Raw genomic sequence first — 17853 nt, forward strand, 5'->3', positions numbered from 1 at the left:
GGCTGCGAATTGCGCTGCTAGGCTCCTACCAACTCCTCAAGCTTCCCGGTTTTCTGGTAGTACTGGTCAATGTACTCCTTGCGGATGCGCTTGAGCTCGGAGGTCGGGAAGTCGGAGAGCAGCGCCCAGCCGATGTTGAGGCTTTCCTCGATGGAGCGCTCGTTCTGGCCCTGGTTGATGAACTTTTTCTCGAAGTTCTCGGCAAACCGCAGGTATTTTTTATCGGTCTCGGTCAGGGCATCCTCCCCGGTAATGGCCACCAAGCGCCGCAGGTTGATGCCGCGAGCGTAGCTCGAGAAGAGCTGGTCGGCCAACTCCTTGTGGTCGGCGCGGGTCTTGCCCTTGCCGATGCCGTTGTTCATCAGACGCGAAAGCGAGGGCTGCACGTTGATGGGCGGGAAGATGCCCTGCTGGGCCAGGTCGCGGGCAATGAAGATCTGACCCTCGGTGATGTAGCCGGTCAGGTCGGGGATGGGGTGGGTGATGTCGTCGCCCGGCATGGAGAGGATGGGAATCTGGGTGACCGAGCCCTTCTTGCCGTGCACCACGCCGGCGCGCTCGTAGAGCGAGGCCAGGTCGGTGTACATGTAACCAGGGTAGCCCCGGCGGCCCGGAATCTCCTCGCGGGCCCCCCCGATCTCGCGCAGGGCCTCGCAGTAGTTGGTCAGGTCGGTCAGGATCACCAGCACGTGGTAGTCGTGCTCGAAGGCCAGGTACTCGGCGGCGGTCAGGGCCATGCGCGGGGTCAGAAGCCGCTCCACCGTGGGGTCGTCGGCCTTGTTGAGGAACAGCACCGAGCGCGAAAGGGCTCCAGTGCGCTCGAACTCCTGCAGGAAGTAGCTGACCTCGCGCTGGGTGATGCCCATCGCGGCAAAGATCACCGCAAAGCCCTCACCCTCCCCCAGCACCTTGGCCTGACGGGCAATCTGGGCGGCCAGCTCGTTGTGCGGTAGCCCCGAGCCAGAGAAGATCGGCAGCTTCTGGCCACGCACCAGGGTGATGTTGACATCAATGGCGGAGACCCCGGTCTGGATGAACTCCTCGGGTTTCTCCCGGGCCACCGGGTTGATGGGGGCGCCGTTGATGGGCAGGCGCTTATCGGCCACCACCGGAGGCAGGCCGTCAATGGGGCGGCCAATCCCGTTGAAGGCCCGGCCCACCATCTCCTTGGACACGCCCAGACGGGCCACATCCTCCACCAGGGAGACCGTGGTGTGCTCGAGGTTGAGCCCCGAGGTCTCCTCGAAGACCTGGAGCACGGTGTACTGGTCGGAGACCTCGATCACCTGGCCCCCGCGCACCCGGCCGGAGCCATCGTCAATGTTCACAATCGCGCCATAGGCCAAGTCCTTGGCCCCCTCGAGGAACAAAAGCGGCCCCGAGACATAGGTAACGGCGCTGTATTCTTTCTTGAGCATTTTTCACCTCCGTTGGAGGTGTCTCCAGTCTTTAGTCCCAGGTCTCAGGTCTTTTCGGCTTTCGACTTGCGACTTTCGACTTTCGACATCCTTTACGCCTTGACCCCGCCCACAAAAGCGTTCTTGAGCTGGGCCTCAAACTCGGCCTTATAGGCAGGAAACTCCGCCTCGGGTACATAGCGGGCCCGGCCCATCTTCTCGATGATGGGGTCGGAGAGGAAGTCGCTGATCGAGGCCCCGCGGGCTAGGGCTTGCTCGGCCTGGCGATACAGCGCCACAATCATCTGCATCATCCCGTAAGCCTTGGACATCGAACAGCTGGCATCTACCGGGTCGTAGCCGTTTTGCTGCAGGAAGTCCTCGCGGGCGATACGGCCGATCTCCAGGGAGAGCCGCTCGGCATCCTGCAGGGCGTCGGGGCCTACCAGCTGAACCACCTGTTGCAGCTCGGCCTCGCGCTGGAGCATGGTGATGATCTGGGTGCGCACCTCAGGGTAATCCGGGGCCACATGGGCGCGATACCAGGGCTCCAGAATGTTCAAGAACAAGGAGTAGGAGCGGGCCCAGTTGATCGCAGGGAAGTGCCGGGCTCGAGCCAGCTGGGCATCCAGGGCCCAGAACCCACCGGTGATGCGCAGGGTGGCCTGGGTCACCGGCTCAGAGAAGTCCCCGCCGGCCGGGGAGACCGCCCCGATCACCGAGACCGCGCCCTGGTCACCGGCCAAGGTGGTCACCTTACCGGAGCGCTCATAGAAGCTGGACAGGCGCGAGGAGAGGTAGGGGGGGTAGCCTTCTTCCGCGGGCATCTCCTCCAGACGGCTGGCGATCTCGCGCAGGGCCTCGGCCCAGCGGCTGGTGGAATCGGCCATCAGTGAGACCTTGTAGCCCTGGTCGCGGAAGTACTCGGCCAGGGTAATTCCGGTGTAGAGCGAGGCCTCGCGGGCCGCCACCGGCATGTTGGAGGTGTTGGCGATGAGGATGGTGCGCTCCATCAAGGGCTTGCCGGTTTTGGGGTCCTCGAGCTCAGGGAACTCCACCAGCACGTCGGTCATCTCGTTGCCGCGCTCGCCGCAGCCCACGTAGACCACAATATCGGCATCCCCAAACTTGGCGATGGACTGCTGGGTCACGGTCTTGCCCGAGCCGAAGGGGCCGGGGATGGCCGCGGTGCCCCCCGCGGTCAGCGGAAACAACACATCCAGAATGCGCATCCCCGTCAAGAAGGGCTCGTTGGGATCCAGCTTGCGGGTCATGGGCCGGGCCTTGCGCACCGGCCAGTAGTGGGCCAGCCGCAGCTTGGTGCCATCCTCGAGCTCGGCAATGGGGTCATCAATGGTGTATTCCCCCGCTGGGGCCACGCTTTTGAGCTTGCCGCTCCTGTCGGGGGGAACCAGGATTTTGTGGGTGAAGCTGTACTCCGGCACGGTTCCCAGAATATCGCCCCCCTTGACGGTATCCCCGGCTTGCTTCATGGGGGTAAAAGGCCACTTCTTGTGGCGATCCAGCGCGCTCACCTCGATGCCCCGGGAGATGAACATCCCCGAGGCCTCACGAATTTTGTCCAGCGGGCGCTGAATTCCATCGAAGATGCCGTTGAGCATCCCCGGGCCCAGCTCAACGGCCAGCGGCAGCTGGGTGCTGACCACCGGTTCGCCCACCTGTAGGCCGTTGGTGTCTTCGTAAACCTGCACAAAAGCGGTGTCCCCGTCTAAGCGGATAATCTCGCCTACGAGCTTCTCGTTACCGACGCGCACGATGTCGAACATCTTGGCGCCCTCGAGGTTCTCGGCGATCACCGCCGGTCCCGCAATTTTTTTAATGACTCCCACTGTGCAACCTCCTTTGTGGGGCTCTATGTGGTGTTTTTCGCAGCATTTTTACAGCTTGATATCAAACCCAATGGTCTCTCGTACCAAGGAGCGCATGTAGGCCTTGGCATCCCCGCCCCCGCTAAAGGCCGCCAGAAGGTTGGGGAGGGTAAGGAGCACCGGGGCGCTGCGTCCACGCATGGTTCGCTCCGCCGCGCGGTTGGGGTCTTTGAGCAAGCTCTCGTCCACCGCGATCAAGGCGTACTGGTTGGAGAGGATCATCTCTGAAAGGCGGGCGGCCGCCTCGGCCGAGGTGGCGGTAATGGCCTCGAGGCCGGCCAAGCGGTATCCCGAAGCGGTCTCAGGGTCAGTTAGAACACCGATCTTCACGCAGCCACCTCCTTAGCCACCGCGTCTGAGGGCAGGTTGAAGTAGGCCCTGCGGGCCAGCAGACGAATGCGTGAGGCTTCCCACTCCTTACGGCGGATATAGTCCAGCACCAGCCCCGCCCCCAGGGCATCCTTGGCTCCCTGATGGGCCTTCTCTAAAAGAATCTGGCGCAGGGCCCGTTCCAAATCCCCCAGGCTGCGCGCACCAGCGGCTGCCGCCAAGGCCGTCCCATTCAAGGCCTCCATCGCGGCCAGATCCCCCGCCGCCAAGCGATTAAACAAGGCCAGGTTCACGATGCCCCCACCAGGGACAAAGTAGGCCTCGCTGGCTGCTGCCCCCATGGTGTGCAGCTTGAGCGCGGTGGAGAGGTTGATCGCGTCCACCTGCAAGGAAAAATAGGCCGCCAACGAGGGCTCGCGCAAGGCCCGGGCTTTCTCCAGGCTATAGGCGTAGAACTGGCGATCCAGGGCCACCTCGAGGGCCAGCGGGTCCGGGTTTCCAGCCAGGGCCGCCCGCAGGGCCTTGGCCAGCGGGTTCGTGGGAACCTGCAGCACTTGGGCGATGCTGGCCGCATCCGGGGCTTGCAACATGGCATTGATCAACACCTCCGGCAAGGTGCCCCCCACCAGGCGCCCCCGGATTTCCTCGGGGGCCTGACCCGCAGCTTTTCCCCGCAGGATGCTTTTGAGGTTGATCAGGTCGCTTTGCAGCAACAACAGGACGATTGCGTCCCGCACGTTTCCGGTCACCAAACCGGGCAGGTCCCCCACGGTGCGGGCCAGGTGGGCCGCCACCGCCCGGTCCACATCGGCCAGGCTGTCCCCGACCAGGTCGGGTCCATACGCGGTATCCCCCAGGCTGCGCACAAAGTCTGGGAAGCTCTGGCCCAAAGCCTGCTGAAAAAAGGACTCCGGCACGACCTGGCTCCGCCGAGAGCGCACCCGGGCATTAAGGTATGCGAAGCCGCTTCCGGGCATCTCTACCCCCAGATGGCGTTCGCGGCTTTAGCCGAAAGCGAATCCCAAGCCCGCTCGAGCCGGTCGGTAAGGGTGTTCTGCACCTGGGAACGCCCCCCCTCGGCCACCAACTTGACCCCATAGTTAAGCTTGGGATCGGTTTGCAGATTGAGTCCTTTTTCCTTAGCCCAGGGCTCGATCAAGGCCGCATGGGCCGGGTTCACCACCACCGCCTCGGCCTTGCCGATGCTCTGCAGAGCCTCATCGGCCAGCTTTCGCAGGGTGTCGCCAAAGGTGGGCTGGAGCGCGAGGTTTTGCAGGGCTTTGAGCACCTCGGCTTTCACTTGGTCTACCGCCTGCCCACGGGCCGAGATGCGCGCCTGGTTGAGCACCAGCTCCCCGGCGCTCTCAGCCCGCCGCACCGCAGCGGCATACTCCGCCTCGAGGGCTTTCTGCCGAGCCGCCTTGAGGGCTTCGGCTCGGGCGGTGGCCTGATCCAAAATGGCCTTGGCCCGGGCCTCCGCGTCGGCTTTCAGCGCCGCAATCTCCGAACTGACTTCTTGCTGAAGAAGGTCCTCGAGTTTCGACATTCGGTCCCCTACTGGATGAGGAAGAAGCCCACGAAACCGAAGATCACCAGGGTCTCCGGCAGGAGGAAAAAGATGAAGGCAAACCCGATGTTCCGCCGATCTTCCACCACCGCCCCCAGCGCCGCCGCGCCGATGGCCGACTGGGCCACACCGGTGCCCAAAGCCCCTAGGCCCAGGGCCAAGCCCTTACCGATCGCCGCGAAGTTCCCCCCGGTCGCTCCAGTGGCAGCCTCCTGGGCAAAAGCCACCGCACCAAAGACCGCCATGGCCAGCAACGAAACAAACTTGAGTACTTTTTCGATCTTCATGCCGTTCTCCTTTTGCTTTGATTCCAACGTGCGTCTGCACTTGGGGACAAGGGTACAGAATGAGCCTACTACTTCTCTTGGATGCTCTTGAACGGGCGATAAGGCCTCCCGCTCTCCTCAAAAAACCCAAAGTTGGTGGCAAACTCGATCCACAGCAAACGGATGGGCTGGAGCACGTGACCCAGTAAGGTTACAGCGATGATGAAAACCACCAGCAGAACCCCGAGGATCAACCCAATCAGGATCCCCAGAAAGCCCAGCCGCTCTGATAATCCAAACCCTACCTGGTTGGCCAGGTCAAACAGCACCGCGCCCGCCACCCCTACTGCATAGATACGGATATAGCTGAGGATCTGCCCGCCCTTACCGGGCAACTCCGCAATCATCAGGGGGTTGCGCGCCAATCCCACCCCGAGCACGAAAATGATCAGGCCTACGATCAAGATGGGGGTGGTCAACGCCGCATCTTTACCGGTCTGGAAGCTGTAGGCAAACGCCACCAACCCAAACAAACCGGCAAAATAACCGATGCCCTCCCAAAGGTGGAGCCTCGAGTGGTGCTTCCAAGCGTAGTAGGCTTTGATCAAAAAGGCGTACAGCACTTGGAAAATACCAAAGATCAGGCAGAGCACGATCAGCAGCGTCGAGGTGCGCTCAAAATCCAGGCGGTTGATCAGGATGGGAATCAGGCCTTTACCCTCTCCCGCATGGTGCGGGTCATAGAAAATATGCAGCCGCTCAAGGAACGTTCCGAAGAACTCCCCGAAGATGAACCCCCAGACAATGGCCCAGAAGGTCATCCACCACAGCACCCGGCTGATCAAGCCGTTGGTTTTAGGGTCCAGCGTGGCCCCCAGGAAGCTGATGTCGAGGCTTTTGCCCGCTTTGGAGAGGTTCCCCAACCACCATGCCACCAGGCCGAAGAGAATCCCGATCCCGATATCCCCCACCACCATGCCGAAGAAAATCGGGAAAAAGATGGCGATCATCAGGGTGGGGTCGTAGCCGCCATAGCGCGGGGTATTGAGGAAGCCGTGCAGCAGCTCGAACGGCTTGGCCCAGGCCGGGTTTTCTAGGGTGACCGGGGCCTGGTCGGCCTCGTGGTGCTCGTCCACCAGCTCAAAGGTGTAGACGATCTGGTCCTTGAGCCTCGAGAGGGCCTCCTCGACCTTCGCCTTGGCCTTCTGCGGTACCCAGCCCATCAGGGCCATCCCGTATTTGCCCGCGGCCAGGTCCGAAGCGGCCTTGAGCCGAGCCGATTCGTCCTTGGCTCGAGCCCACAGGCCTTGCAGGGACTCGGTGCTGGTAGCCGCCAAGCGCTCCAGCTCGCCCCGGATACCCACCAGCTCCTCGGGGGCCAGCTTGGCCCGCTCTTTCATCCGGGCCGCCGCCTGGGCTAAAGAGAGGGAGGCAAAAGGGCCGGGATAGCGCAGCTCGGCCAGCCCCAAGCGCGAGAGGGTGCTGCGGGCCAGCTCCAGATCGCTGCGTTTGACCACCACTACCACCGCAAGCTGGTTGTCCAGGGCGTCGCTGTCCAGCGCGAAGCGGTCGGGTAGGGCCTTTTGCAGGGCTTCCCGCACCGCCTCCAGCTCCTCGGCTTTGCTGACCAAGAAGGGGATCACCGCCAGGCGTGGGCTGGTGTCTAGCCCCTGGGCCAGGCCTGCCAGCTTCTCGGCTGGCTTCCCAAACAGGTGGGCGGCTTGGATTTCCTCCTCGAGTGCAGACCGCTCCTTCCCCAGGATCTCAGTGCGCCCTGCCAGGGGCTGAATCGAGGCCTCTGCTTCCTCCAGAGACCCCGCGAAAGATTTGGAGCCAGGAGCAGCCGGAACCCCCATCACCGAGAGCGCTCCTTCTGCTTGCGAGGCTAGAGCGTCCCATCGGCGTAGCTCAGCCTCCTCAGCAGGGCTGAGGCGGTACTCGCCCAGCTCCTCGGGGCGCAGCGGATCGAGGTGCACCACCCCCGCCCGCTGCAATTCAGCCAGAAGCTCCCTGGCCAGCCGCTTAGGGCCGACCACGATGAGTTTCTCCACCGTTGCGGTCAAGGAAGCACCTCCTTCAAAACCTCCTGCACCGCCCCCGCAATCTTTGAGGTTGCCGCCGTCCGAATGCTGGCCCCCTCGGCCTCGGCCTTGGCCTTCGACTCGGCCTCGATCCGGGCTACAGCCTCAGCCGTCCGGGCCCGCGATTGGGCCTCCATCTCCCGCAGGGCCGCCTCGGTTTCCGCGGCAATCGCCGCGGCCTTAGCCTCAGCCTCCCGCACCGTGTTCTCTGCGGCCCTCCGGGCGTCCTCGAGCTGCTGGGTGAGGGCGCTCTCGCGCTCTGCCAGACTTTTGATCAGACCTGAACCCGCCACATTCCCTCCTTTCCCCTATGGAGCTGGCCGCTCCACCATTGATAACCCTCAAGTGAAAACTTGCGCAAAAACTGCCCCAAGAATCATACCGATCCCTGAGAGCCAAAGTCAACGCCGAACCAGCATACAATACGCGATGCGGTTCGCATTTTGCTACCTCATTTGGGATCGAGCGGCCATCACCCCGCTCAGAGCACCCCAGCCGCCAGGCCCGCTTGGAGTAAACTTCCAAGCGGATGATCAAGGTAAATTCTCGAGGAGCGGCCCGTCTGTTGGCCCGTCACCCCTGGGTGTACAAAAGCGATGTGATCAGCGGCCCCCCCAGCCCAGGTTTGTACCCAGTCCAATCCCGCCAAGGGGTTCTAGGCCTGGCCCTCTACAACCCGGATTCGGAGATCACCGTTCGGGCTTTTGCGTTCAGCCCCGCAAGCGATCCGTCGGCGGTGTGGCTCGAGCAGCTCCGCAAGGCCCTAAGGCGGCGCAAGAGCGCTCTTCAGGCCCAGCCCGAAGGGGGGTTTCGGCTGGTACATGCCGAAGGGGACCTGCTCCCGGCCTTGGTCCTCGACTACTACGCCGGACACGGGGTTATGCAGGTTGGTTCGAAGGCCCTCGAGCCCCTGACCGAAGCCATGGTCGGGGTCATCCTGGAGGAGGTTCCGCTGCACAGCCTGCTGGCCAAAAACGACCAGAAGAGCCGGGGTCTGGAGGGCCTTCCCTTAGAGGTCAAGCCGCTGTACGGCCAGGTGCCCCAAAGTGTGCAGGTGCAGGAGGGGCCTATTCGTTACCGGGTGGACCTGCAGCAAGGCCAGAAAACGGGGGCCTTTCTTGACCAGCGCGAGAATCGGCTGCGCCTGGCCGCCTTCCAGGGCCAGACCGCCCTGGACGTGTTCAGCTACCACGGCTCCTTCGCCCTGCACCTGGCGCTCAACTTCGAACGGGTGGTTGCGGTGGATAGCTCACGGTCGGCCCTCGAGCGGGCCACGGAAAATGCCCGCCAAAATGGGATCTCCAACCTCGAGACCCAGGAAGCCAACGCCTTTGAATTCCTTCGCGCCGAGGAAAAGCGCCGCGCCCAGTACGATCTGATCGTGCTGGATCCCCCAGCCCTGGCCAAGCACAGGCGCGACCTCGAGCGGGCCCATGCCGCCTATAAGGAGCTCAACCTCAGGGCCCTGAAGCTCCTCTCCCCTGGGGGCATCCTGGCGACGGCCTCGTGCAGCCATCACCTGGGCGAGCCGAGGTTCTATGAGATGCTGGCCGAGGCTGCCGCGGACGCCCACCGCAGCATGCGGCTGATCGAAAAACGCACCCAGGGCTGGGATCATCCGATCTTGATCAATGTGCCGGAGACCTTTTACTTGAAATTCGCCCTGCTGGAAATGGTTTAGGGGCGCAGCCAGCTGCGCCCCCTCAAAATAGGTGAAGAACGCCCTAGGGGATGCGGGACAGGTTCAACTGCACCGGGCTGGTCTGGCCGGGGTTAATGGTCACCTCCGCCACCGCCACCCGATACCCCGGAGCGATCGCCACCACCTGTACCCGACCTGGGTTGGTGTTGTCCAGGCGGAAGAAATTGCCGGTGGTTGAGCCCACCTCGCTGCCGTTGACAAAGATCCGGGCCTCCACATTGGTGAGTACCTCGAGCCGCCCGGTCATGGGGGTACGGTTGAGGGTGGCGTTGATGTTGATGCTCTCCCCACTGCGTACCTGCACGGTGGTGCGGTAGGGGTCATACCCAGCCAGGCGCAGCTCGAGGGTGTAGGTCCCGGGGTTGAGGGTCAGGTTGATGGGGGCGTTCCCCACACTGCGCCCATTGAGCAAGACCTGCGCGCCCTGGGGAAACGAGCTCACCCCGACGAAACCGGTAGAGGGCGGGGGTGGGGTTTGCAGGCGCCCAACCACGAAGAAGGCCACATTGGAAACCCAGTCCTGCTGGGGGATCGGCGTAACCACGATCGAGAGGGCTCGGCTCAGGTTGTCGGCTCCCTGCACCCTGACCGCGCTGTTGGCCACATCAATGATATTGCTCATATCGAGCGGACGCCGACTGGCGATGGCCAGCACCCGGTCCTGTCCCTCGGGGCCTTCAACCTTGAACTCGTAGTTTGCCCCTTGAGGGGGGAAGGTGCGGGTTTGCCCGGCCCGCAGGAAGTTATCCCGCTCAAAGGCGTTGGGCAGGATCGGGGCGATATCGCCGTTGGAGTGCACGCTAAACAGATACACATAGGCATCTTGGTTAACCTGTACCGAAACCCGGATGCGCTCGCCGATCTGATACACCGGATTTCCGGTTTTGCCGGGGTCTTTGTCCACCCAGGTACGCACCTGGAGATCCGTGGGCACGGGGTTGACGATGATGCTTTGGGGGCTGAGCTGTGGGGCCGCCGAGACCAGACCCCCTAAGCCAAACCCTCCGAGCGCCAGCAGATAGAAGTTGCGTTTCACCGTGTCTACCTCCATGCCTCAGCCTACTCAGCGCCATCTTGGACGAATGAGGGAGGGTTCAGGGAACATTTAGCTTGGTCTTGAGCCCTTCTTTAGCCGCTCGAGCGGCGTTCGGGGTGGCTCAAGCGGTTGGGTTGGACTCCCCTGCAGCGGAATCGGTATGGGCCAGGGTCTCCAGCCACTGCCGTAGCAGGTCTCCGCAGCGGCCCAGGGCGGCATCAAAGGCCCCCAGCCCATCGGCCGGGCGATCGGCAGCCCGCACGCTGTGTTCGCGCTCTAGCTCGATGGCCCGCAGCACCCCGCCCACCCGGAGCGCCAACCAGCGTTCCGGAGAAAAATGCCAGGGCGCGCCTTGGGTCTGGGTCCAAGCCTCCTGGGCCTCCTTTTCTAAGGGGGGCAGGGAGCCGGAGTCCAGGCCCAGCCCCCGAACCTCGTGGATTAGGAACAGCACCGCCTCGAGCAAGATCTGCCCTTGGGGGACATGCGCTGGGGCCAACTGGCCCAGCAGGTTAAGCGCCGCCCGGGCCTCGGCTCGAGCCCCCGAGATATGGAACTCCAGGATCTTGCGGTCGCTTTGGCATTTGTAGAGTTCATAGCGCAGCACGGCGTTCTCGCTGATGGCCGGAGAAGCGTCGTGAACGATGCGCTCATTCTGCTTACGGTAAAACTCCAGATCCTCTTGGAGCTGCTGCACCTGGGCCTCGAGCTCAGCATTTTTGGCCCTGAGCTGCTCGGCCTCATCCGGTGGGTGTTTGTCCCGATGAAACAAGTTCATGCTATACCTCCCCTCCCAACGCCCGCATGGCCCTTAACCAGCTATCCTTCTCGTTCCCCAGGGGTTCCTTGGAAAAGCGATAATCCTGTTTACGCTCCAACTCATCCAGCTCCGGGAGAAAACTGATCAAGCGGCTTTCAAAGCGGTTGCGCAGAGTACCCGGAGGCATCTGTACCAGGTGGCGCAGGCACAAAAACCCTGGTCCGTCCTCCAGGGCCTTCAGCATGGTGGCCTCGGGGATGCCGAGCAGGGCCTTGAAGTGCCGAACCTCGGCCTCCGCTTCCCGCTTACAGGCCGGGCAGTCTGGCATCTTCCAGACCGGGCTAGGATGATCGAGGTAACTTCCCAGCAGATCGCGCAGGAGAATTGTGGCTGGCAACAGCACCGAGTCAAACTCACGAACCTCACGCCAGTGCCGGGCGCACAGGCCTCCTCGAGCCCGCCAATCATCCCGCACCGCCGGGTCGTTGATCCCATCCTCGAAAACCCCTACCAGATAGGTGCGTGCCTCCCGTCGGGCCAGGGTGCACACAGGGCAGACGGGCTGGCTCAGGGTTTCCAACAGCTCAAACTCCGTGGTATGCATCAGTGATCCTCCGAGGGGAGCCTTGCGGTTAAACGTACCAAAAACACCACCGAGATCAACTGGAACAGCACCGCAAATCCCACCAAAAAGCGGGGGCCAATCCCATACAGCCATCCCATAGCCAGACTACCCAGCATCCAGGCGGTACCGTATGCGGTATCGAACAAACCGTAAGCGGTTCCCCGCTGGCTCTCGGGGGTCAGGGTGGCCACCGCCGAACGCATCAAGCTCTCTTGCAGCCCCATCGCCGCCCCCCACAGCAGGGCCGCCAGCACCAGCAAAGGCAACCCGCTGCCCAGGAAAAACAACGGGGTAGCCGGTAGGCTCAACAGGGGCAAAACCCACAGCATCCGTAGGCCATAGCGGTCGTAGAGGTGACCCACCGCGTAGGCGGTCAAGGCATCCGCGCCCATGCTCAGGGCGAACAGCAAGGGGATCACCGCCTCTGCTACCTGATGGGTGATCCCCAGGTGGTAGGCCACCAGTTGAAAATGGGCAAACCCAGCCACGTTCAGGGCTGCGAAGACCAAATAGGCATAGTAGATTCGGGGAAAGCGCCGCCAATCCCCGCTGCGACCCAGCGGCTGGGCCTGCTCGAGGCCCTGGGCCCGCCGCAAAAACATCAGGGCCAGCAAGGCTGGAACCAGCAGGCCAGCAAAACCCAGGCGGTACCCCCCCTGGGCCACCAGCAACGCCACCAGCAGCGGGCCCAGAAAGGCCCCCATCTGGTCTAAGAGTTCGTGCAACCCAAATACCTTCCCATGCCCTACTTCTTTTCCGGCTTGGGAGAGTAGGGCATCCCGGGCTGGAGTGCGCAACCCTTTCCCCAGGCGCTCGGTAAAAACCAACACCGAAGCCGCCGCAGCGTTGCCGGCCAGGGCCAGGGCCGGCACCGAAAGCAAATTAACCGTATACCCCAGGTACATGAGGGTCCAGTGCTTGCCAGTGCGGTCTACATAGTTTCCAGAGAAGAGCCGGACCAGATACCCCAAGAACTCGCCAACCCCAGCCACCGCTCCGACCAACAGCGGACCCGCTCCCAGCAACCCCAAGAAAGGACCGCTGATGCTGCGCCCTCCTTCGTAGGTGAAGTCGGCGCAGAGGCTGACCAGCCCAATCCCCACCACAAACCGCACCGCCAACCGCTGAGCCTCGCTCACGACACCTCCCGTACGGAGGGATAGAGCCATCCCTGCCGTTCCTGCCAAAGGCCAAAGAGCTGGCCCCACTCAGCCATCGCCAAGGCCGCTTGCTCCGCCAGTGGCCCCTTGAAAAAGCCTACCAGCTGTACCAACGAAACCGGCCTCTGTCGTAGTTGGGCCAACACCCGGTCCCAAGGGAACAGCGGTTGCAGCATTTGTAGGTTTTGCGGAAGATGCTGAGGGTGCTCTATCCAGTCTTGTCCGTTCGAGGTGAGGTGCGCGACCGCCCCCCGCAGCTCGAGCAGGCCGAGTTCCTCCGCTAGCTCGAGGGTTTCCAAAGGCCGATCCACCGTAGCCCGCAGAACCTCCCCCAGCTCAACCATCCCGGTCGGGCCGTGAAGCCCCAGCCAGTGAAGGGCCGCCCAAAGGTCGTTGGGGCCCACCGCCACCTTTGGCAGTTCGGGCGGCGTTGGGCTGGACTGGTTAGGCTTGTGAAACACCCCCATCACCTCCGGTAGACTGCCCCTGGAAGATCTTCCGGTATAAATCCGGGCCGTAGCTGGTTTGCAGGGGCTCGCTCTCCATCAGGCGGAAGGAGCGCTGCCCGTCCTCGCTGCGCTCAGCCCGTAGGAATAAGGCGTCGGGTAGATGCTGCTGATAAAACCCGTGGCTGAAGTCGTACTGGTGGCTGACAAAGAACACCCGAACCCCCCGCTCCAACAAGGCCCGCACAATCTGGCGGGCCACCTCCGAGCCCTCACGCTCATTGGTAGCCGAAAAGGATTCGTTGAACAGCACCAGCGAACCGGTGTGGAGATGCTCTACCAGCTGGCTCATCCGCTTGAGCTCTTCATCGAACTTGCCGCTGCGCATGCTGGCGTCCTCTTCGCGCTTGAAATGGGTGAACAGCGCCACGCAGGGGGTGGCCACAAACTCTTCCGCCGCGACAAACAACCCGCTTTGCATCATCAGCTGGGCCAGACCGATGCTGCGCAAAAAGGTGGATTTCCCGCCCCGGTTGGCCCCGGTGATGATGACCAGGTCTTTGTCGTCGGCGCTCAAGGTGTTGCCCACCACCGGCTTTTGCAGGGTGAGGGCCAGGGTGGGCTCGTACAGCTCCCTGAAGGCGTGGCGTTTTTGGTCCAGCGGCGCCGGTTGGGGAAAACAGCGCGGAGCCCCAATTTGCTCTAGACGCTGATGCAGGTTGAGGCTGCCTACATAAAAGGCCAGCTCATTGCGCAGCGAGGTCCAAAAGCTGGTGATGTGATCGGTGGACTGGGCTAAGGCGCTGGCCACCGAGTTGAGGCCCCGGTCTTGCAACTCCGAGAGGGCTCGAGCCCCCCCTTCATCCCGTGGGTCAATCGAAAAGCTGTAGGAGCGGGTTTTGGGAGCCCGAAAGCGCTGCCACCAGGATTGTTGGGCATCGTGGGGCCTGCGCAAGATGTAGCGAATGCCCTTATTGCCCTGGCCCAACTGCGCGCTCATCAGCTGGCCTCGAGGAAAATGCAGCTCGCGCAGGTGCTCCTCGACGGTGGCGAAGTATTCATCCGAGAGCTCCTCCTGCAACATGGCAAAAAGCCGCCGAAAGCCCTCGGAGTTAAACTCCGTGGCATGCCGATCGGCCAGCTTGCGCAACTTTTTGAGGGCCTCTACGAACATCTGGAGGACCTCGAGGGCCCGGCGCAGGATGGAGGAAGGGGAGTCCCGGAACAAGAACCAGCTCTTCTTCTCGTTCAGCAAGGCCTCCACCGCAAGGGCATAGATCTCCCGAATCAGGGCAGGATGGCTCAGGCAATCCTGCAACACCGCCTGGCGATACAAAATAGCGCTGGGCTCGGGCAGGCTGGCCAGCACCACCTTCTGGGCTACCTCCAGCAGAAGGGGGTCCTCACCCGCCATGGTCCCAAACAACACCCCCAGACCCAGATCTTCGATCAACATCTCGGCCTGAGGCGGCAAGGGCTGTTGAAGGTCCAGATTGCGATCGGGGTAGAGCAAGCAAACCTTCATGGTTTCACGCGCTCCTTGAGGCGGTCATAGGTAAGGCCGTATTTACGGGCCAGAGACAGGGCATAGGCCAGGCCATCGGCGGGCTTGCGGATCACCTTGTAGGTTCTACGGTCTGGCTCATCGGCCACCACCGTGCTGACCATGCTGACGGTTTTCTCCATGGTGGTCAGTTCATCAATAAAGGTCACCCACACGCACAGCAGGTCTTTTTGGATCAGGGCTTTGAGGATCTCCTGGCTTAGAAACAGGGCATCGCTGAAGGTGGTGGAGTTAAAAATCTCGTTCAGGATGACGATGCTATGGGGGGTGGCCCGCTCTAGGATTTGATGGATGCGCAGCAGATCGTCCTCGAGCTTCCCCCGCAGGCTATGGGGGTCTTCGGCCCGCTCAAAATGGGTGAGCAGGTGATCGAAGAGGAACAGCTGGGCCTGCTGCCCCGGCACCGGAAGCCCTAAGGCGGCCAGGTAGTGCAGCTGGCCAAACATGCGCGAGAAGGTGGTCTTTCCCCCTTGGTTGGGGCCGGTAATCACCAGAATTCGCTCCGGATCCTGTAGGTAAAAATCATTGCTGACTACCGACTGCTCGGCATGAACCAGCTTTCGGGCCAGGCCCAGGTCAAAGCCCTGCTCAACCCGCACTTCCTTGCTCTGGTCGCTGACTTTGGGGTAGCAAAAGGACAAACCTGCGTTCCGCAAAGGCGCAATGTATTCCAGGTACGCCAGGTAAAACTGGGCCTGACGGTCAAACTCGCCCAAAGTGGGGTCGAGATAATCCTTGCGCTCGTGGTAAAACCGCTCGAGCCAACCAAAGGTCTCGGGGTATAACAGGGCCACCAAGTCTAGAACCTGGGCCTCTACGTGATCCATCTCCGGCCAATCGGAAAACTTAACCCGATACTCCTTCACCGCACCCTGCTTGAACTTGGCAAAGGTATTCAGCACTTCCTGGCCATAATCGGCCTCATCTTGATATTTGAGCACGGTGACGGTGCTTCCTTGAATCCGCACGCAGTACACCACCGCGTCCAGCGCAGCCTTGAGCTCCAGGGTTTCTTTTTTCAAGGCCATGAAGGGGTCTGAGTGAATGTATGCCTGTAGAAATTCCCGAAATGCGGTCAGCCCTTTGGAGTTGAGGGTAAGGCTAGCCAATCCTTGGTTTAGCTCATCCGCAGCTTGGCAATACACCCCTACCGCATCCAAAAACCAGCGGGCTTTTTGATAGGGGTAATACAGCTTTTCTGCCAAGGCCAGATACTCCCGCATGGTTTGCAGGGTTTGGGCAAAGGCCCGTATGGGCTTTTCTACCACGGGATTATCCAGGTCTTGCACAATCTCTTGCCGATACCCGATGGCCTCAACACTTGTGAGCGGGCGGTAGAAAAAGTTCTTGATTTGGTAGGAGTCACGGCCTTCCACCACCGCATCTACAATTTGGTCCAGGAATAGATCCGAAAAGCATTCCGGCGCCTCCACACCCGGTTCAAGTGGTGGCACCGGGGCTTCATACAGCAGACTGCCGAAGGGAGTGGTGGTTTGCAGCATGGCCTTCTCCTCCTAAACCCTACACCCGCGCCTCTTGGTAGGACTGAATCAGCTCCTCGATTTGGCTGGCCTCGAGGGGTAGCTTTCGCAGTGCCTTCAGCAACGGGGTTTGGTCGTAAGCTACCCGCATCAGCCGGATTTGTCCATCCTCCCAAAGGGCAAACCCAGCCCGGGGATCCCTATCCAGAGGCTGCCCCACCGACCCCGGGTTGACCACGGTCAGCGGCCCCTGCGCGTGTTGAAGGGCAAAGTGGGTATGCCCAAGCAACAGCACCTCCGCCTGTACCCCAGAACAAACCTCGGCAAACAGCGCTTCGCTGGCCTCGGGGCGCAGCCGGTAATCATACAGGGGGTCCGGAGGGGTGGCGTGCACCATTTGGAAGCGAATCCCTTCCCCTTCCCACAACAGGGAAAGCGGAAGCGCGCGCAAATATGTCAGCTCCTCCCTCCCCAACTGTGCGCGAGTCCAGTCCCAAAGCAGCTTCCCCAAAGCTCCTTTGGGGGTTGGGGCCACCACCGCCTGCCCCCAGGCCACCGCCTGGTCGTGGTTGCCCCGCACGCCCACCGCGTTATGCCGATGCAGCCACTCAATTACCGCCCCCGGCTCCGGCCCGTAGTTGACCGCATCCCCCCCAAAGAGCACCTGATCCACAGGCCCTGCTGCGGCCTCTACTGCCGATAAAGCCCAGGGGTTGGCGTGGATATCGCTGAGCAATAGCAGCCTCATGCGTTTTTCCCCTTGGGCTGGTAGCGAATCACCTCAACCTTTTCCATGGTGACCAAGCCCTCCTGAATCATCTGGTCTAGCACGGGGATAAAGGTGCGAATTTTCTCCTCTGTATCTACGATCTCCACCAACACTGGCAAGTCCTCGGCCAGCTGAAGAATTTTGGCGCTGTGAATCCGAGAATGCGCCCCAAACCCCTCGAAGCCCTTGAATACGGAAGCCCCAGCCAGACCCAGCCGACGGGCCTCGGCGACGATGGCTTCATGCATAGGCCGTCCGTGCCAGCGATCGCTCTCCCCCACAAAAACCCGCAGCAGCTTGGCTTCGCCCTCGAGTTTCATCTCCCCCTCCATTTCTAGGCCACCATCCTTCCACCCACCCAGTACCCTCCAAACACCGCCAGCAAGCCCAGCCCCAAGCTCCCCAAGGCGTAGGCCAAAGCCGAGATCCATTGGCTGCCCTGAACCAAGGTTAGGGTTTCCCAGCTAAGGGTGGAAAACGTGGTGAACCCCCCACAAAACCCCACCGCCAAAAGCCACCGGCCTTCCTGAGAAAGCGAGCCTTCTCCGGAGAGGCGCAGCAGCACCCCGATGACCAGGCTTCCCAAGATGTTGATCACAAACGTGCTCCAGGGAAATCCTGGCCCACTCAGACGCTGAATGTACGCACCAAGACCATAGCGCAGGGCCGAACCCACCGCACCACCCAGCATGACGTATACATAACTGTTCATGTAGCTAGCCCCTCCTGCATTGCCCCACGCCGGTCTAGGCTTGGGTACTCCTCCATCCCCTCTTCCTTCAT

At 61.9% G+C, this 17853-nt stretch carries 19 protein-coding genes; 1 reads left to right on the plus strand and 18 read right to left on the minus strand.

The window, feature by feature from the left end; genetic code table 11:
• Positions 1-17: 17 nt before the first annotated feature.
• From Mgrana_RS02100 to Mgrana_RS02135, 8 genes are all read right to left on the minus strand, one after another.
• Positions 18-1418: a V-type ATP synthase subunit B gene (locus tag Mgrana_RS02100; RefSeq protein ID WP_119355954.1), complete on the minus strand. Its 1401-nt coding sequence runs from the start codon at positions 1416-1418 to the stop codon at positions 18-20.
• A gap of 92 nt (positions 1419-1510) precedes the next feature.
• Complete coding sequence (locus tag Mgrana_RS02105) at positions 1511-3247, minus strand: V-type ATP synthase subunit A (protein ID WP_119355955.1); 1737 nt, start codon at positions 3245-3247, stop codon at positions 1511-1513.
• Between the two features lie 48 nt (positions 3248-3295).
• Entirely contained in the window at positions 3296-3610 is a 315-nt protein-coding gene (locus Mgrana_RS02110; protein ID WP_186813118.1) for a V-type ATP synthase subunit F, read from the minus strand.
• A gap of 2 nt (positions 3611-3612) precedes the next feature.
• Complete coding sequence (locus tag Mgrana_RS02115; RefSeq protein WP_119355957.1) at positions 3613-4593, minus strand: V-type ATPase subunit; 981 nt, start codon at positions 4591-4593, stop codon at positions 3613-3615.
• 2 nt (positions 4594-4595) lie between these two features.
• The gene (locus tag Mgrana_RS02120; protein ID WP_119355958.1) at positions 4596-5162 is read right to left on the minus strand and encodes a V-type ATP synthase subunit E; all 567 of its coding nucleotides are present in this window, start codon (positions 5160-5162) and stop codon (positions 4596-4598) included.
• Positions 5163-5170: 8 nt separating this feature from the next.
• Entirely contained in the window at positions 5171-5470 is a 300-nt protein-coding gene (locus Mgrana_RS02125; RefSeq protein ID WP_119355959.1) for a F0F1 ATP synthase subunit C, read from the minus strand.
• Between the two features lie 68 nt (positions 5471-5538).
• A complete protein-coding gene (locus Mgrana_RS02130; protein WP_170146374.1) occupies positions 5539-7512 on the minus strand; it encodes a V-type ATP synthase subunit I in 1974 nt (657 codons plus the stop codon).
• Positions 7509-7823, minus strand: a complete 315-nt coding sequence (locus Mgrana_RS02135) for a V-type ATPase subunit subunit G family protein (protein WP_119355961.1) — start codon at positions 7821-7823, stop codon at positions 7509-7511. Before Mgrana_RS02135 ends, Mgrana_RS02130 begins: the two co-directional genes overlap by 4 nt.
• 236 nt (positions 7824-8059) lie before the next feature.
• Between Mgrana_RS02135 and Mgrana_RS02140 the strand changes: the two genes are divergently transcribed.
• Positions 8060-9211: a 23S rRNA (cytosine(1962)-C(5))-methyltransferase gene (locus tag Mgrana_RS02140; RefSeq protein ID WP_119355962.1), complete on the plus strand. Its 1152-nt coding sequence runs from the start codon at positions 8060-8062 to the stop codon at positions 9209-9211.
• A gap of 43 nt (positions 9212-9254) precedes the next feature.
• Here Mgrana_RS02140 and Mgrana_RS02145 read toward each other — a convergent pair whose 3' ends face one another.
• The 10 genes from Mgrana_RS02145 to crcB all read right to left on the minus strand — a co-directional run bounded on the left by Mgrana_RS02145 (position 9255) and on the right by crcB (position 17782).
• A complete protein-coding gene (locus Mgrana_RS02145) occupies positions 9255-10268 on the minus strand; it encodes a DUF4384 domain-containing protein (protein ID WP_240631210.1) in 1014 nt (337 codons plus the stop codon).
• A 121-nt stretch (positions 10269-10389) separates the two neighbouring features.
• Positions 10390-11043 (minus strand): prefoldin domain-containing protein, encoded by a 654-nt coding sequence (locus tag Mgrana_RS02150; RefSeq protein WP_119355964.1) that lies wholly within the window; start codon positions 11041-11043, stop codon positions 10390-10392.
• Position 11044: 1 nt separating this feature from the next.
• Positions 11045-11629 carry a hypothetical protein gene (locus Mgrana_RS02155; protein WP_119355965.1) on the minus strand — a complete coding sequence of 195 codons (585 nt, stop codon included), beginning with the start codon at positions 11627-11629 and terminating at the stop codon, positions 11045-11047.
• Positions 11629-12789, minus strand: a complete 1161-nt coding sequence (locus Mgrana_RS02160) for an MFS transporter (RefSeq protein WP_240631211.1) — start codon at positions 12787-12789, stop codon at positions 11629-11631. Before Mgrana_RS02160 ends, Mgrana_RS02155 begins: the two co-directional genes overlap by 1 nt.
• Positions 12786-13271, minus strand: coding sequence for a hypothetical protein (locus tag Mgrana_RS02165; protein WP_147021168.1), 486 nt, complete (start codon positions 13269-13271; stop codon positions 12786-12788). The genes Mgrana_RS02160 and Mgrana_RS02165 overlap by 4 nt, the downstream gene beginning before the upstream one ends.
• The gene (locus tag Mgrana_RS02170) at positions 13255-14781 is read right to left on the minus strand and encodes a MutS-related protein (protein ID WP_119355968.1); all 1527 of its coding nucleotides are present in this window, start codon (positions 14779-14781) and stop codon (positions 13255-13257) included. The genes Mgrana_RS02165 and Mgrana_RS02170 overlap by 17 nt, the downstream gene beginning before the upstream one ends.
• Positions 14778-16322: a MutS-related protein gene (locus Mgrana_RS02175; protein ID WP_119355969.1), complete on the minus strand. Its 1545-nt coding sequence runs from the start codon at positions 16320-16322 to the stop codon at positions 14778-14780. Before Mgrana_RS02175 ends, Mgrana_RS02170 begins: the two co-directional genes overlap by 4 nt.
• Positions 16323-16341: 19 nt before the next feature.
• Positions 16342-17049, minus strand: coding sequence for a metallophosphoesterase family protein (locus Mgrana_RS02180; protein ID WP_119355970.1), 708 nt, complete (start codon positions 17047-17049; stop codon positions 16342-16344).
• Positions 17046-17390, minus strand: a complete 345-nt coding sequence (locus Mgrana_RS02185) for a DUF190 domain-containing protein (RefSeq protein WP_119356030.1) — start codon at positions 17388-17390, stop codon at positions 17046-17048. Before Mgrana_RS02185 ends, Mgrana_RS02180 begins: the two co-directional genes overlap by 4 nt.
• 14 nt (positions 17391-17404) lie before the next feature.
• Positions 17405-17782, minus strand: coding sequence for a fluoride efflux transporter CrcB (gene crcB / locus Mgrana_RS02190; protein WP_119355971.1), 378 nt, complete (start codon positions 17780-17782; stop codon positions 17405-17407).
• Positions 17783-17853 lie beyond the last annotated feature (71 nt).

The organism is Meiothermus granaticius NBRC 107808 (assembly GCF_003574355.1).
Lineage (GTDB): Bacteria > Deinococcota > Deinococci > Deinococcales > Thermaceae > Meiothermus > Meiothermus granaticius.